The sequence below is a fragment of the Pseudidiomarina piscicola genome (assembly GCF_902806985.1).
GTDB classification, from domain to species: domain Bacteria; phylum Pseudomonadota; class Gammaproteobacteria; order Enterobacterales; family Alteromonadaceae; genus Pseudidiomarina; species Pseudidiomarina piscicola.
The window spans coordinates 221,222-236,362 of record NZ_CADCXY010000003.1; the positions used below are offsets into that span (position 1 = coordinate 221,222).

The 15,141-nt window shown below is 53.5% G+C and carries 12 protein-coding genes; 10 read left to right on the forward strand and 2 right to left on the reverse strand.

From position 1 onward, the window contains the following. The first annotated feature begins 59 nt into the window (after positions 1 to 59). Positions 60 to 1,355, forward strand: coding sequence for a hypothetical protein (locus PSI9734_RS07970; protein WP_173920582.1), 1,296 nt, complete (start codon positions 60 to 62; stop codon positions 1,353 to 1,355). A gap of 97 nt (positions 1,356 to 1,452) precedes the next feature. Here the strand turns inward: PSI9734_RS07970 and PSI9734_RS07975 are convergent, their stop codons facing one another. Next, positions 1,453 to 3,216 carry an ATP-binding protein gene (locus tag PSI9734_RS07975; protein WP_173920583.1) on the reverse strand — a complete coding sequence of 588 codons (1,764 nt, stop codon included), beginning with the start codon at positions 3,214 to 3,216 and terminating at the stop codon, positions 1,453 to 1,455. Beyond that, positions 3,209 to 4,018, reverse strand: a complete 810-nt coding sequence (locus PSI9734_RS07980) for a class I SAM-dependent methyltransferase (protein ID WP_217420770.1) — start codon at positions 4,016 to 4,018, stop codon at positions 3,209 to 3,211. The genes PSI9734_RS07975 and PSI9734_RS07980 overlap by 8 nt, the downstream gene beginning before the upstream one ends. 219 nt (positions 4,019 to 4,237) lie before the next feature. Here PSI9734_RS07980 and rfaH point away from each other — a divergent pair, with 219 nt between their 5' ends. The 9 genes from rfaH to rfbA all read left to right on the forward strand — a co-directional run bounded on the left by rfaH (position 4,238) and on the right by rfbA (position 15,139). Beyond that, on the forward strand, positions 4,238 to 4,753 hold the full coding sequence (gene rfaH / locus PSI9734_RS07985) for a transcription/translation regulatory transformer protein RfaH (protein ID WP_173920584.1): 516 nt from the start codon (positions 4,238 to 4,240) through the stop codon (positions 4,751 to 4,753). 287 nt (positions 4,754 to 5,040) lie between these two features. Continuing rightward, a complete protein-coding gene (locus tag PSI9734_RS07990; protein WP_173920585.1) occupies positions 5,041 to 5,301 on the forward strand; it encodes a hypothetical protein in 261 nt (86 codons plus the stop codon). 75 nt (positions 5,302 to 5,376) lie between these two features. Then, positions 5,377 to 6,948 carry a YjbF family lipoprotein gene (locus tag PSI9734_RS07995; RefSeq protein ID WP_173920586.1) on the forward strand — a complete coding sequence of 524 codons (1,572 nt, stop codon included), beginning with the start codon at positions 5,377 to 5,379 and terminating at the stop codon, positions 6,946 to 6,948. Continuing rightward, complete coding sequence (locus PSI9734_RS08000; RefSeq protein ID WP_246194827.1) at positions 6,948 to 9,182, forward strand: YjbH domain-containing protein; 2,235 nt, start codon at positions 6,948 to 6,950, stop codon at positions 9,180 to 9,182. Before PSI9734_RS07995 ends, PSI9734_RS08000 begins: the two co-directional genes overlap by 1 nt. Positions 9,183 to 9,197: 15 nt before the next feature. Further along, entirely contained in the window at positions 9,198 to 10,343 is a 1,146-nt protein-coding gene (locus tag PSI9734_RS08005; protein ID WP_173920587.1) for a polysaccharide export protein, read from the forward strand. Positions 10,344 to 10,453: 110 nt separating this feature from the next. Next, positions 10,454 to 10,894, forward strand: a complete 441-nt coding sequence (locus tag PSI9734_RS08010; protein WP_173920588.1) for a low molecular weight protein-tyrosine-phosphatase — start codon at positions 10,454 to 10,456, stop codon at positions 10,892 to 10,894. Further along, positions 10,876 to 13,101, forward strand: a complete 2,226-nt coding sequence (locus PSI9734_RS08015) for a polysaccharide biosynthesis tyrosine autokinase (RefSeq protein ID WP_173920589.1) — start codon at positions 10,876 to 10,878, stop codon at positions 13,099 to 13,101. Before PSI9734_RS08010 ends, PSI9734_RS08015 begins: the two co-directional genes overlap by 19 nt. 101 nt (positions 13,102 to 13,202) lie before the next feature. Then, on the forward strand, positions 13,203 to 14,267 hold the full coding sequence (gene rfbB / locus PSI9734_RS08020) for a dTDP-glucose 4,6-dehydratase (RefSeq protein WP_173920590.1): 1,065 nt from the start codon (positions 13,203 to 13,205) through the stop codon (positions 14,265 to 14,267). Further along, entirely contained in the window at positions 14,264 to 15,139 is an 876-nt protein-coding gene (gene rfbA, locus PSI9734_RS08025; RefSeq protein ID WP_173920591.1) for a glucose-1-phosphate thymidylyltransferase RfbA, read from the forward strand. The genes rfbB and rfbA overlap by 4 nt, the downstream gene beginning before the upstream one ends. Positions 15,140 to 15,141 lie beyond the last annotated feature (2 nt).

A 15,141-nucleotide genomic window follows, 5' to 3' on the forward strand; every position in this document is an offset into this window, starting at 1 on the left:
TGTTGGGGCTGGCTTGTGGGGGCTTGCGTTGTGGGCGGCGCGCGTTTGCAACCTTTGCTGTGGCACTGACGCTGACACTGAGCAGCGTTCACGTTTCTGCGACCCCTTGGCTTGATGCCGAAGAGCTACATGTGCGCCACTCGCTGCAAGTGCTGGCCGATGCCGGTCTGTTGAGCGCACCGGTGACCACCTTCCCGGTAATGTGGCGACCGCTTTTAGCAGACTTATCAGCCCTTGACCCACAGCAGCTTTCTGACTTACAGCAGGTCGCCTATTACAAATTAATGGCCTTGTTGAGCTATCACAAGGGCAGCGCCTATACCTCGGTGCGCGTCGCCGGCGTCACCGATACCGGGGCTCAACCAAGCTACAACCGCCCCATGGAAGGCAAAGCCTCGGTTGCAGTTACCCACGAGCGCATCGGTGATTCGGTGGCAGGGCGTATTCGCACCACCTACCGCGACAGCTCTTTGAGCCTGAACCCGAGAGTGCGCACCGAAAACCTATCATGGCAGGGCAGCTACGCAGCAGCTATGGCCGGCGACTGGGTGTTAAGTGTCGATCAGCTGCATACTTGGTGGTCACCAGGTTCTGCGCAAGACGGCTTGCATACCGTCAGTACCTTGCCGCTACGAAGTGTACGTGCGGTGTATTCACCGACTTCGTCGGCTTCGGCGTACGCTGCGTTAAGTTTCACCGCGTTCTATGGCGAAAGTGAAGAACAGTTTCTGGTGGACCCCAGCACCGACTTATGGCGCCGTGAAAACGCTTATGGCGCACGCCTAGGTTGGCGCGCCCATGAACTTATCGAGCTGGGCCTGCATTACACCGCCTCCGAACTGGGTTACGACGAAGCACAAAACCTCGTGTTCGACGCACGACTCACCTTACCCTACCAGTTTAATTTTTACGGCAGCGTTAGTGAACATGAAGTAACGGGGCCTTACAGCATGGGCGACGTACGCGGCAACGGCCACATGGTAGGCCTCGACTGGAGCTTCGCCGAACCCGCGCAGCTGTCACGCATCTACGCCGAACACGACCGCAGCGACCTGCGCAGCCTCACCACCATTGGTTATGCCTCGTTCCGCAACAGCGGCCTCGGCTGGGACTTCCGCATCCAAGACACCCGCATCCGCCGGCAGCATAACAACTTCGGCCGCGCCCCACGCTTCGAACTACTGCCTGAGTACCGCCCCGGCATCGCCCGCATCGAACAATTCGAAGCCGCCGTGTTCTACCCCATCGGCAACGCCCTCATCGAACTCGGCCTACAAGCCTGGCAAGACACCTACCAAACCGGCCGCAAAGACCAATTCGGCAACCTCATCGCCACCTTCGAACTCCGCTGGTAACCCCCAGAGGGGGCAGCCCTTACAATGTAAAGACCATTCCACCAGAGGGGGCAGCCCTTACAATGTAAAGACGTTTTCCGCAGGGGGGCTGCCCCCCCTAAACTTTCAGCATATCTCGTACAAGCGGGTGTAGGTTTTGGTGATGCTCGCTGAGGATAACGCGGTCGATGCGGTCGCAGGGGAGGCCTCGCTTGAGCGGCTCGTCGTCGGTAATGTTCAGCACGAGCGCATCAACGGTGGGAGTGGTGAGCAGCATCATGGCGTTGGCGAACAGCGAGCGCGCGGTACTCAAGGTCTCTTCGTTGATGCCGGCTTGACTGGGTCGGCACCAGCCGATGTGCTCGGCACCTTCAGTACGAAGCTCGCGACAAACATCGTCGAACACGGTGCTGGACGCGTCGCCGGCAATCACGACCACCGGAATTCGACCATTTCCTTGTACGCGTTTTTGCAACAGCAAGGGGTACAAATGCCCGGCGGTGGTGGAGCCAAGATCAGGCTGGGCATTGACTTCGCAAATCACGCCTCGATTGTTGGGTTCGCGCCACGACCGTGAAATATCCGGAATAATGAGATCAACGCCGGCTAAATCAAGGCGCAAGGCCTGCGCGGCACGGGTTGCGAGCGTGACGTTATCGGGATGCACCTGCGCGGTGACCACCACAGGGCGCCCGCCATTGGCGACATTCGCTGTCCGCCGTAGCGTAATAAACTGACCCTTGGCCGGCACCGCCGTGAGCTTATGCCCCTGCGATTGCAGCAGTTGCGTGGCTTCGCTATTGACCGTCAGCGGCTGCAAGGTTTGCTGTATCCCTGGGCGGCGTTGATCCGTTTGATTCTCTTCGGCAATAAGCTGTTCGATGGTTTGCGTGCCGTCGCCGGTGACGCCAGCTGGAACTCGCTGCACCGCCCACACCATCGCATTGTCGAGCACCGTCAGGCGAAAATCATGGCCGATGACGTGTTTTTCAAGCAGCACACGCGGTGAATGTTTGTGCGCAATGGCGTACGCGGCCGTAACCTCCTGCGGGTTCTGCAGGTTGGCCGCAACACCGACGCCGCCGTCGAGGTTTAGCGGTTTAACCACAACAGGATAGCCCAAGGCCTGTGCGGCCTGTAGAGCATCTTGTTGATTCGTGACTTCATGGTGAGGCGCCGTCGGCAAGCCCGCCTGCCGCAACCGTATGGCCGCCGCTTGTTTGTCGCGGGCGGTACGCACCGCGAGGCTTGGTGTGTGCTCGGTCGAGGTGTGCTCAAGCCAGCTTGCTTTTACACCCTGGCCAAACTGGGTAAGCATGCCATGCAGCGGCGTCACGGGTAGGTCGAGTTGGTACGCGGCGTTGAGCAACAGCGGGCTAACGCTGAACCGGCTCGCCTCTTTCAGTTTCTCGAGCTGTTGCTGCAGCCGGTGGGTATCGTGCTTGCCGGTTTGCAGGGCGTGATTCAACGACGCAACGGTGAGTTGCCAAGCGTCGACCACAAGGCTTGGCTCGCAATGAGGAATGGGCAATGGCACCTTTGTCCAGGGCGCTTGGGCACCGCGAGGCGGCGGCTCAATGGAAGACGCATCGAGCAGCGGGAACCCCAAATAAGTGAGCAGCGCCCGTGTCGCCTCGGCAATGTGTTGGGCGAGGGCGGGCCAGTGTTGCAACTCGTCGGGTGTGGCTGTGGTGTTCGAATCGGCATAGAGCTCCGTCATCCACCATTTAAAAAACGCTAGTACCTTAGGGGTTTGCGTCGCTTCTTTGAGCTTGGCGGTGGGTTGCATCGTGACCATCATGCAGGGCTGACGGCGCTGCTTAAGATATCCCGGAAAGTAGTGAAAAGGACCTGCCTGCAAATACTGCGCGGAATTATTCATCGGTCACCACCGCCGAAATGGTCATTAGTTGCCAGGCCATGCCGACCGTGCCGTCGGGATAATCGGTGACGCCGAGTTGCTGCTCTATTGCGCGTTGAGTGTCGGCCACGTTCGACTTCTGCAAGTCGAAGAGCTCGTGGCAGAACGTGGCCATGTCGTCGCGGTTTGCGAACGTCCAGTGGAAGTCGTTCAGGTGACGCTGCTCAATAACAAAGCCTGCGCTTTCAAGATCTTGCAATGTTGATCGGTCGAGAAAGATGCCATCGTGGCCGGTACTGTTGAAGTCGCCCACATAACCATCGAGGAATGTCGCCACCTTCGAGCCTTTGGCTACATCAGAAAGCGCCAACCGCCCGCCCGGCTTAATCACTCGCTTTAGCTCACGGAACAACGGCCGCTTGTCAGCCAAATGATGCACCCCAGCTAAGCTTATCGCGACATCAATTTCATCATCCGCCCACGGCAACGGCAGAAGGGGCAGCCCCCCTTGCGCACCGTCCCCTTTTTCAGAGGGGGCAGCCCCCCTGCTGAAATCATCTTTACATTGTAAGGGCTGCCCCCCCTGTCCGTGATTAGTGAAACTCGCACAGGGCTCGTGCGCTTGGTACTCACACCCCGGTGGCAGAAAGGCGCATAAATAGGCACCGCCGGCGGGTACATCGGCAATTTTCATGCCTGGGGCCAATCGACCGGCGGCAATCACCTGCTCAAATTCTTGCCGACGCGCCTCGGGAAACCGCAGCATAGCGCGGTCGTACGCGGATCCGCGCTGCTCAAAATGTTCTTGGTAGGATTTAGCCAACCGGCACCTCAGTTATTGTTCTAATTATGTAGGTTATTGACAGTATAGACACATAATTTGCAGAGGGGGCAGCCCCCCTCGAAAAACTCTCCTTACAATGTAGGGGCTGCCCCCTCTGGTGGAAGTGTCTTTACAATGTAAGGGCTGCCCCCTCTGGTGGTTTACTTTGCGGGGGAGCGGTGTAAAATGTCGGGTCGGTTGAAACGAAGGGAATGTGAGATGTCGGAGCAGGGGCTCGAAAGGTGGTATGTGGTGCAGGCGAAGCCTCGGCAGGAGCTGCGTGCACAGGCGAACCTCGAGAACCAGGGCATCGAAGCGGCGTTGCCGATGATCACGCTGGAGCGTATTCGTCGTGGCAAGCGCACTAAGGTTCGTGAACCGCTCTTCCCAGGTTATATTTTCGTAAAGCTTTCCAATTACGCTGACAAATTTTATAAGATTCGGAGTACCTTTGGGGTTTCGAAAGTGCTACAATTCGGCACTTCGCCTGCACAGATTTCAGGTGAGCTTGTACAAAATTTGTTAGCGCTTGATGGCGATTCACCTGAAATCAAAGAGTTACAGCGACATGCTGTGCCGCAGGTGGGTGATAAGGTGCACATCCTCGAAGGCCCCTTTAAAGGTTTAATTGCCGAGATCATCAAGCTCGACGGGGAGTCACGCTGTATTGTTCTGCTCGATTTCTTGCATAAGCAAGTGCGCGCAGGGTTCGACCTTACCGAGGTTCAGCGTTAAGAATATGTAAATGTCACGCCAGGAGGCGGGGCAGTGCTAGAAATAAGCACGAGCGCAGGGAAAAGTAGTACATCCGCGGAGGCGGAGCGCATTTAGGAGCGGCAACCCTAGGGGCGGTAGCGTGCCTAAAGAGCCCGCACAAAGCCCGCACACAGCGAGCACAAAACGAGCACACATCAAACCACTCGAATTTCGCTTGTTCATTTATTCTTCAACTGCTATAACTAGGCGTGAGAGCGTAAGGACGCGAAACACGCAATTTAAAGCATTAATTAAGGAGCTTACACATGAAAGCATTAACAACTATTGCAGCCGCAGCTGCATTGGCATTTAGCGCATCAGCTGTTGCAAACCCAGAGCCGAAGCCAGAGCCAAAACCAGCTCCTCAGCCAGTTGTATCTGGTCAGCCTGCTGAAACCGTGACTACGATCGGTGGTACGTCAATCACTACCGCAACGCTCGTAGCTGGTGCCATCGTAGTCGGAACCGTTGTAGTTGTTGCAACGAGCGACGATGACGACACGCCAACAACAGTTACAAATAACTAAGAAATTGAAAGTTAAAAGCCGGCTGCGAAGTCGGCTTTTCCTTTTGGCAAAACGATAAAAATAATACGCCAGCCAATGTCCCGCACACATCGTTCGATACGTGTAGGTTTGCTGACCTCGACGATTCTTGCACTAAGCAGCGGGATGTCGGGATGCTCTGTCTTTAGCGATCTAACCGGTAGCAACCAAGCAAGCAACCAACCGCAAAGCAGCCAAGTCGACTCGAACCTCGATCCGAATCTCGACTCGAATCTCGATCCAAATAATGAAGCGACAGCCCTATGGCGGTCGTTAGACTTATTGTTTGGCGAAGCGCCCGAAGCGCCGCCGCGCTCGGAACTCAGTCAATTACCTTATCCGGTAAGCTACGTGGAGTTCGACGACGAGCCGCGCAGCATTTTAGTGCTTGGCGCCACCGGCACCCATGGCCAGTATTGGTACTCGGCAGGTAACGAAGCTCTGGTACGCTGGCAAGGCCGCGTAATACGTACCGCCGCATTGAAACGCGAAAACTTGGTGCACAGCGGTAACCTGGCAAGCGACCCGCTCAGCTGCCACCTAAGCAAAAGCAACAACCAAAACAACAACCAAAGCACCCAGCAATGCCCAACCAGCTGGCAACGCAGCATTCAAATTCACCGGCCGGTAGAGCACTTCAATGCCCACCAACCGGAATACGAAATCGTCAGCTTCAGCCTAACCTCGCAGCTGCGCCGTACGGGCAACACCCTGATTGAAGAAGGCGAAGCCACACGCACCATCGCCGGTGAGCAGGTAGAACAACATAGCTTCACCAACAGCTTCGAGCTCAGCAGCAACGGCGAATACGTGATCAGCAGCCGCCAGTGGCTTAGCCCGAAACACGGCTACGTGACCCTCGATATGGTTAACCTGGCAGGCCCCAACGCACCGCGCGGCGAAAGCAAAAACGCATTGATCGGCATGCCGGTACAAACCATCAACGGCAACCAAGTGCCGCGCTTAAACGACTTCGTGAGCGCACTGCCGAATCAGTTTTACCCAGATACCTACTGGCTAGGCGCACGTATTTACAGCGATAGCCTCGACGAGCGCTTTGAACGCCGTCGCGCTGGCATGCTCAAACGCTTGCGCATGCTGGCCCAAGTGTACACACACGACCAACAGCCAGAGCTCGAAGCCCAAGCGCGCGAGCTCATCAAGCAATTTCAAAGCTGGCCCCTTAGAGCCAGCTACAAGCACGGCCTGACACCGGCGCTGATGCAAACCACATTAGAAGAGAACCCGAAGCTGAACCCGCACGATGCCGACGAAACCTACGAATTTGCCGCACCGGGGCGTAGCCAAAATCTGCAAATAGTAGGGGGGGCAGCCCCCTCTGCGAAGGTGGCGTGGCACATCGCGCCAAACGGTGCTATCCGCCGGCTAGAAAGGGCTGCCGCGCTAGGGCTTAGCTGGCAACAAGACTTTGGCGTAAGCGAAAACGACCCTGGGTTGTTATTTGTGGGCATTAACGAAGCCGAATTACCGAAAGGCTTCCGCGATATCAACGCGCAGCTGGCCATGTTCCTACAACACTGGAACTACGCCCAGCCAAGCGCCCAGCCAAGCGCCCAGCCAAGCCGCCAGCAAGGCCAAGAGCCGCCACAAAAAGGAGCCCGCAACTAATGCCCCAGCTCCTAAACCTAAAACGCCTCAGCGTAAAACGAAACCTAAAACGCCGCCTAACGCTAGCCACCGCCACACTAGCACTAGCAGCCCAAGCCCAACTACCGGCCATGGCGCAGCAAGCGCAAGAAGCAGACCCATACACCAGCAGTGATTTCGGCGCCGTTGGCCTATTGCAAACGCCCACAGCCCGCATGAACAGCGAAGGCCATTTAAGCGTGTCGTACAGCGACACCGACGATTACCGTCGCACCGCCTTGTCGCTACAATTGTTTGATTGGCTAGAAGCCACCGCTCGCTACACCGATTTGCGCTATTACCGTTACTCGGACGACCAAAGCTTCAGCGGCGATCAAACCCTCAAAGACAAAGGCTTCGACGTTAAGCTGCGTCTGTTACAAGAATCAAAATGGCTGCCAGAAGTGGCCGTCGGCTTCCAAGATTTAGGCGGCACCGGCTTATTCGGCGGTGAATACTTCGTCGCCAGCAAAGCCTGGGCCACCGAACGCCTGGGCACCTTCGATGTGCATCTAGGCTTAGGTTTTGGCTATTTAGGCCGCCGCGACAACTCGTATAACCCGTTTTGCGAAATCACCGACGAGTTCTGTACCCGCAAACGCGGCACCAAGCCAGGCGGTGGCGATGTTGAATGGGACAAAATGTTCAAAGGCCCAGCGGCCACTTTCGGCGGTATTGAATGGCGCACACCTCTTGAAGGCTTGCGACTCAAAGCCGAGTACGATCCGAACGACTACCAAAGCGAACGTCGCTCGAACCCCATTGATCCAGAAAACCCACGCGAAATCGTCCAAGACAGCTTCTGGAACTTCGGCGCCGAATACGCCTTAAACCAAAACGTAAACTTAAAGCTTGGCTATCAGCGCGGCAACACCATGACCTTCGGGTTCAGCCTGCGCTACAACCTGGCCACCGCGTATCAAACCAAAACTGAGCCGGCCAAACGCCGTGCCAAAGAAAGCCGCGCTCAAGGCTTTAACGACCTAGACATACAGCGCTTAAGCCAAGACCTATTAAACGAAAGCGGCTTCCGCGTACAACACATCGAAGCCACTGACGAGCGGGTGACCCTGTACACCGAACAAACCCGCTACCGCGAACGCGAAGTTGCCGTAGACAAAGCCGCGCGCATACTCAGCAACGAACTGCCCGAAGACATCAAGCGCTACGAAATCGCCGAATTCAAAGACGGCTTGGGCATCGTGCAATACAACATTAACGCGCCGTACTACAAGTCGGCTGCGCGCAGCGAACGCTTCTTCCGCGACGAACACGACGCCATCACGCTAAGCAACGTGCGCCCGAGCCATAACGTCCGCCCAAGCCACAACGATAACGAAAGCACAAGCCACCACGAAAGCGACCCCAAACAAACAAGCAGCGCCGGCAGCTACAGCCTCACGCCCAAACTCAGCCAAGCCTTCGGCGGCCCCGAAGACTTCTACCTGTATCAATTGGCGCTCATGGCCAACGGCGACTATAGCTTCAGCGATAACTTAAGAGTCAGCGGCAGCCTGGGCTTAAATATCGTCAACAACTACGACAAGTTTAACTTCTTAGTCGATAACCTCGACAACCCTCTGCCACGCGTACGCACCCGTATTCGTGAGTATGCCGACAACCAAAGCTTATGGCTACAAAACGCCCAGTTGGTGTACAGCAATCAGTTGAACAACAACACCTATTACGCCCTGTACGGCGGCTATCTTGAGCGCATGTTCGGCGGTGTTGGTGCTGAGATCTTATATCGTCCGCTGAATAGCCGCGTGGCCTACGGCTTCGACTTAAACTACGTACAGCAGCGCGACCCCGATAACAGTTTCAGTTTTGAAGATTACGACGTGCTCACCGGCCACGCCAGTGTGTACTGGCAGCCCGAAGTACTGCCCGACAGCTTGATCAAAGTACAAGCAGGACGCTTCTTGGCCGGCGATGAAGGCGTACAAGTCGACTTTTCACACCGCTTTGCCTCGGGCGTTCGCGCCGGTGCTTATGCCGCACTGACCAATGTGTCACGGGAAGACTACGGCGAAGGCGGCTTTACCAAAGGCTTTTACATTAGTATTCCATTCGATCTGTTCTTTGTGCGTCATACGTTAGCGCGCGGCACCGTAGGTTGGCAGCCGATTACTCGCGACGGTGGACAAATGTTAAACAGAAGCATTAACCTTTATCGGACCACCGAAGCTCGTGGCTTCCACCCTGGGCAGAACTAAACAGGAACCCTAACCATGAAAACGAAACTCACTGTAGTCTCACTTATCGCCTTACTGTTAGGCGGATGCGCAATGGCACCGGGCGGTCATATTCCCGACAATAGTAGTGGTGGCCTGTTCAGCGACGACAATCGCAACGCCTACGAACAAGAATTCAGCGAAGCTGAGCTGAGCAAATTGGTCGACACCTACCAGATCTCGCCGATGCTGCTAAACGAGCTGGCAACCAAGCCAACCCAGCCGCAATTAAACACCGCGCTTGAACAAGCACGTAATAACTACGACTACACCGTAGGCCGTGGCGACGTGCTGACCATTACCGTGTGGAACCACCCAGAACTCACCATTCCTGCTGGCTCAATGCGTAGCGCCCAAGAAGCTGGTAACTGGGTACACAACGATGGCACGATTTTTTACCCGTACATTGGCGAAATTAAAGTGGCCGGCAAAAAAGTCACCACCATTCGTGACGAAATTACCAAACGCTTAGCCAAGTACATTGAAAGCCCACAAGTGGACGTGACCGTGGCCGCCTTCCGTAGCCAACGGGTGTACGTAACCGGCGCCGTGAATAAGCCAGGCACAGTGCCTGTGACGAACGTGCCGATGACCCTGATTGAAGCGGTGAACGCCGCCGGTGGCCTCAGCGAAGCCGCCAACTGGAACCAAGTGACCCTGACCCGCGGCAACAACGCCCAAAGCTTTAACCTGCGTGAGCTGTACCAGTCAGGTAACACCGACCAGAACATCTTATTGCAAACCAACGACGTGGTGCACGTCGCCCGTAACGACGACAACAAAGTGTTTGTACTTGGCGAAGTGCGCCAACCGAAATCGTATATGATGGGCCAAGCCGGCATGAGCCTTGCTGAAGCCTTAGCCGACGCCGGTGGTTGGCAAGAAGTGAGCGCCGATGCCGCAGGTATCTTCGTGATCCGCGCTGCCGAAGCCGACTCAGGCAAAATCGCAAAGGTATACCAACTGAACGCCGAAAACGCCGTCGCCCTTGTTATGGCGGAACAATTTGAGCTACAACAACGCGACATCGTATACGTTACCGCCGCACCGATCAGCCGCTGGAACCGCGTGATCAGCCAGCTGTTACCATCCGTAACAGGGCTCTACAGCCTAGGCCGCTTCAGCGACGACGTAGGAAATTAAAGTTTGATGTTTGATGTTTGCTGTTCGATGTTTGTTTTTCGAACAGCAAACAGCGAATAGCGAACATCGCTTTTAATCTCAAAGAATTAACAAGGTCAAAACCACACGCAATGTTCGAACGCATCATCGTCGTTTGCCTCGGCAACATCTGCCGTAGCCCGACCGCCAAATTCATGCTGCAACAAGCCCTACCCAACAAACACGTCGACAGCGCCGGCATTACCGCCATGGTGCGCGACGGTAAAGCGTGGGAAATGGACGCAAAAGCGCGGGCCATCGCTGAAGCCAACGGCTATAGCTTTGCTGAGCACCGCGCTCAGCAGCTGAACCGCGAGCTTGTTGCTAACCACGACCTGATTCTGGTGATGGACAACGAACAGCGCAATTATATTGGCCAGCGTTATCCTGAAGCCTTAGCCAAAACCATGCTGTTAGGCCATTGGCTGAACAAAAAAGAAATTCCAGACCCGTTTAAGCGTAGCGACGAGGTCTATCAACACGTTTTTGAACTTATCGAGAAGAGTTGTAACGAATGGAAAACAAAACTGTGAACACACCCAAGCCGGAAGCCAAAGTCGACCGCCATGACGATGACGAGATCGATTTAGGCCGTTTGTTTGGCCTGCTGATAGACCGCCGCTGGCTGATTATCAGTGTTACCTTTGTGTTTATGGTGTTCGGTGTGGTGTATGCCGTGTTAAGCACACCGGTGTATCAGGCCGATGCTTTGTTACAAGTGGAAGAAAAATCGAGTGGCTTACCGGCCCTAGGCGGCGAGTTCGGTGAAATGTTCACCAGCGAAAGCCAAGCCGCCACTGAAATCGAAATCATGAAATCACGCATGGTAGTGGGTGCCGTGGTTGACCAACTACAATTAACCAATCGCGTGACCCCTGATTATATGCCTATTATCGGTGAGTGGCTGGCACGGCGCACCCCAGGCCAAGACAAGCTCTCGATTACCAGCTTTAAAGTACCGCAAGGCTATGAAGGCCAAGCCCTTGAGCTTGAGTTCGCCGAAAACGGCGCAACCTACGAAGTGTTTGACGAAGCAGGCGAGCTGGTGCTTGCCGGTAAAGTAGGGCAGCTCGCCGTGATCGACGGTTTTGAACTGATGATCAACGATGCGGTGTTAACAGATACTGATAGCTTTACTCTGGTTAAAGCCAATCGTTTAAGAGTGATTCGCGACATTCAAGCAGGGCTTTCGGTAAGCGAGCGCGGCAAACAAACGGGTATTTTAAGTGCAAGCTTCCAAAGTACCGACAAAGCCTACGCCGAAGACGTACTTGGCGCAGTGGCACAAGAATACATGCTGCAAAATATTCGCCGTAATGCTGCCGAAGCGGAAAACAGCCTAAGCTTTATTGAACAAGAAATGCCGACAGTTAAGGCTAATTTGACCGCCGCAGAGAATCAATTGAACCAATATCGGCTCCAAAGTCAGTCAGTTGACCTATCTATTGAGACTGAGAGCATTCTGGCGCGGGTGGTGGAAATTGAGAAAAAACTAAACGAGCTAGAGCTAAAAGAAAAAGAACTCTCGCGCTTATACACCAAAGAACACCCCACTTATCAGTCGTTGCTTGAGCAAAAAGCTCAGTTGCAACAAGAACAGCAGCAAATTAACGACCAAGTAGGCAACCTGCCTGAGACTCAACAAGAAGTATTGCGCTTAGCCCGTGACGTAGAAGTGTCGCAAGAAATCTACGTACAGCTACTCAATCGCATGCAAGAGCTCAACGTGTTGAAAGCCGGTACCGTGGGCAATGTACGTATTCTTGATGAAGCCGTGACTAACCCACAAGCCGTGGCACCGAAGAAAAGCCTAATTGTAGTGCTTGCCACCATGCTCGGCGGAATGGTGAGCGTTGGTTATGTGTTCTTAATGGCCGCCCTTAACCGCGGTGTGGAGGCACCTGAGCAGCTCGAAGCACTGGGAATTAACGTGTATGCCTCGGTGCCCTTGTCGCCGGTGCAAGAAGATTTAAACGGCAAGCTGGCAACCCTCGTGGGTCGCACCAAGAAAGCGGCAGACCTGCCATTCTTGGCCCTCGAAGACCCGGCCGACCTTGCCATCGAAGCCCTACGTGGCCTGCGCACGAGCTTGCACTTTGCGATGCTAGAAGCACAAAACAAAACCATTATGATTTCAGGGCCAGCGCCTGGCGTGGGTAAAAGCTTTGTGACCATGAACCTAGCTGCGGTATTAGCCCAAGCCGGACAAAAAGTGCTGGTGATCGACGGCGATATTCGCCGTGGTTACATGCACGCCTCGGTGGGTGTTGAGAATAACTACGGCTTGTCAGATTTTCTGGCAAGCGTTGATAAGAGCGTGGACGGTGGTCCGGTAGATAAAAACAACCTAGCGACCATTATTCACAAAACCAAAGTTGAGAACATGCATTTTATTTCCCGCGGTACGGCAGCGCCGAACCCATCAGAGCTACTGATGCATCCGCGCATGGAAAAAATGCTCGATAAAGTAAACGAATACTACGACTACGTACTTATTGACACGCCACCGATACTTGCGGTAACCGACGCTGCTATTGTTGGTCGTTACGCTGGCACCACACTGCTGGTTGCCCGCTTTGGTGAAACCCCGGCAAAAGAAGTGGAAGCCACAGTGGCCCGCTTCGCGCAAAACGGCACTGACGTGCGTGGCGTGATTTTGAATGGCGTTGAGCGCCGGGCGAGTGGGTATTATGGCTACGGGTACGGCTATAGCTACGGTTACAGTTATAAAAGCGAGTAGCCGCGAATTTATCCTCAGGTGATGCCGAAACAACTTCGGCCGCCGCGTAATACGATAAGCACAACACTTCCCAGTATTTAAAAGGCACTAGAATTCCAACTATGAAAATACTTGTCACCGGCGGTGCGGGCTTTATCGGCTCAGCAGTTGTTCGCCATATCATTGAAAATACAAATGATAGCGTAGTAAATATCGATAAGCTTACCTATGCAGGTAATCTTGAAAGCTTGGAGGAAGTTGCGGAATCGAAGCGTTACAGATTCGAACAGATTGATATTTGTGATGCAGCGGCTCTTGAGCGAGTGTTTAATGCAGAACAGCCTGATGCTGTGATGCACCTCGCCGCAGAAAGCCATGTCGATCGCTCGATTGATGGGCCTGCAGCGTTTATAGAAACCAATATTATCGGCACCTATACACTGCTTGAAGTCGCGCGCAAGTACTGGTCTCAACTAGACGGTCAACGAAAAGAGAGCTTCCGCTTTCATCATATTTCAACTGATGAAGTATACGGAGATCTTGAAGGCGCAGATGACCTGTTCACCGAAACGACCTCTTACGCACCAAGTTCACCGTATTCTGCAAGTAAAGCTAGCTCTGATCATTTAGTTCGAGCGTGGCAACGAACGTACGGCTTCCCCACAATTGTAACGAACTGCTCGAATAATTATGGTCCATATCACTTCCCAGAGAAGTTGATACCTCTTGTAATATTAAATGCGCTTGAGGGTAAAGCTTTGCCAGTCTACGGCAAAGGCGACCAAGTGCGCGACTGGCTATTTGTTGAAGACCATGCGCGGGCTTTGTATCGGGTTATCACTGAGGGCTTGATTGGTGAAACCTATAACATCGGTGGTCACAATGAAAAGCAAAACATCGAGGTTGTACATACTATTTGCGCTTTGCTCGAAGAGTTAGTTCCTAACAAGCCACGCGGAATTGATGCGTACGAAGATTTAATTACCTATGTGACGGATCGCCCTGGGCATGACCAACGTTACGCTATTGATGCTGCGAAAATAGACAAAGAATTGAATTGGACGCCAGAAGAAACTTTTGAGTCGGGAATTCGTAAGACAGTGGAATGGTATCTTGCGAACCGAGAGTGGTGTCAACATGTACAAGATGGTAGCTATCAACGCGAACGATTGGGAGAAGGCTCATGAAAGGAATCGTATTAGCTGGTGGTTCAGGTACACGTTTGTACCCTATTACTATGGGTGTGTCGAAGCAGTTACTGCCAATTTACGACAAGCCAATGATTTACTATCCGTTGTCTGTTTTAATGCTGGCAGGCATTAATGAGATTTTGATTATCTCTACCCCTGAAGATTTGCCTAACTTTAAAAAGCTGCTTGGCGATGGTTCGCAGTTTGGTATTCAGCTTTCCTATGCAGTGCAACCGAGCCCTGATGGTTTAGCGCAAGCATTCATTATTGGTGAAGAGTTCATTGGTGACGATAATGTATGTTTGGTGCTTGGTGATAATATTTTTTATGGTCAAGGGTTCAGTCCGAAACTTAAGCATGCTGCTGAGCAAGTTAGCGGTGCTACGGTATTTGGTTATCAAGTGAAAGATCCTGAGCGTTTCGGAGTTGTTGAATTTGATGAAAATAGTCGTGCGATCTCTATTGATGAAAAACCAAAGAGTCCGAAATCAAATTACGCAGTTACGGGACTCTATTTTTACGACAACGATGTTGTTGATATAGCGAAAAATGTGAAACCATCGGACCGAGGTGAGTTAGAAATAACCTGTATTAACCAAGCGTACTTAGATCGTGGCGACTTGAACGTCGAATTACTTGGGCGGGGTTTTGCTTGGTTAGATACTGGAACACATGAGAGCTTACTCGAGGCCGCTCAGTTTGTTGAAACCATCGAGAAGCGTCAAGGCTACAAAGTGGCATGTCTAGAGGAAATAGGCTATTTGCAAGGTTGGCTTGGCTGGGGTGAGCTACAGCAAGCAGGTAAAGACCTTGCGAAGAATGGCTATGGTCAATATTTGCTGAGTTTGAAGCAGCGGCTAAAGGTTTGAAG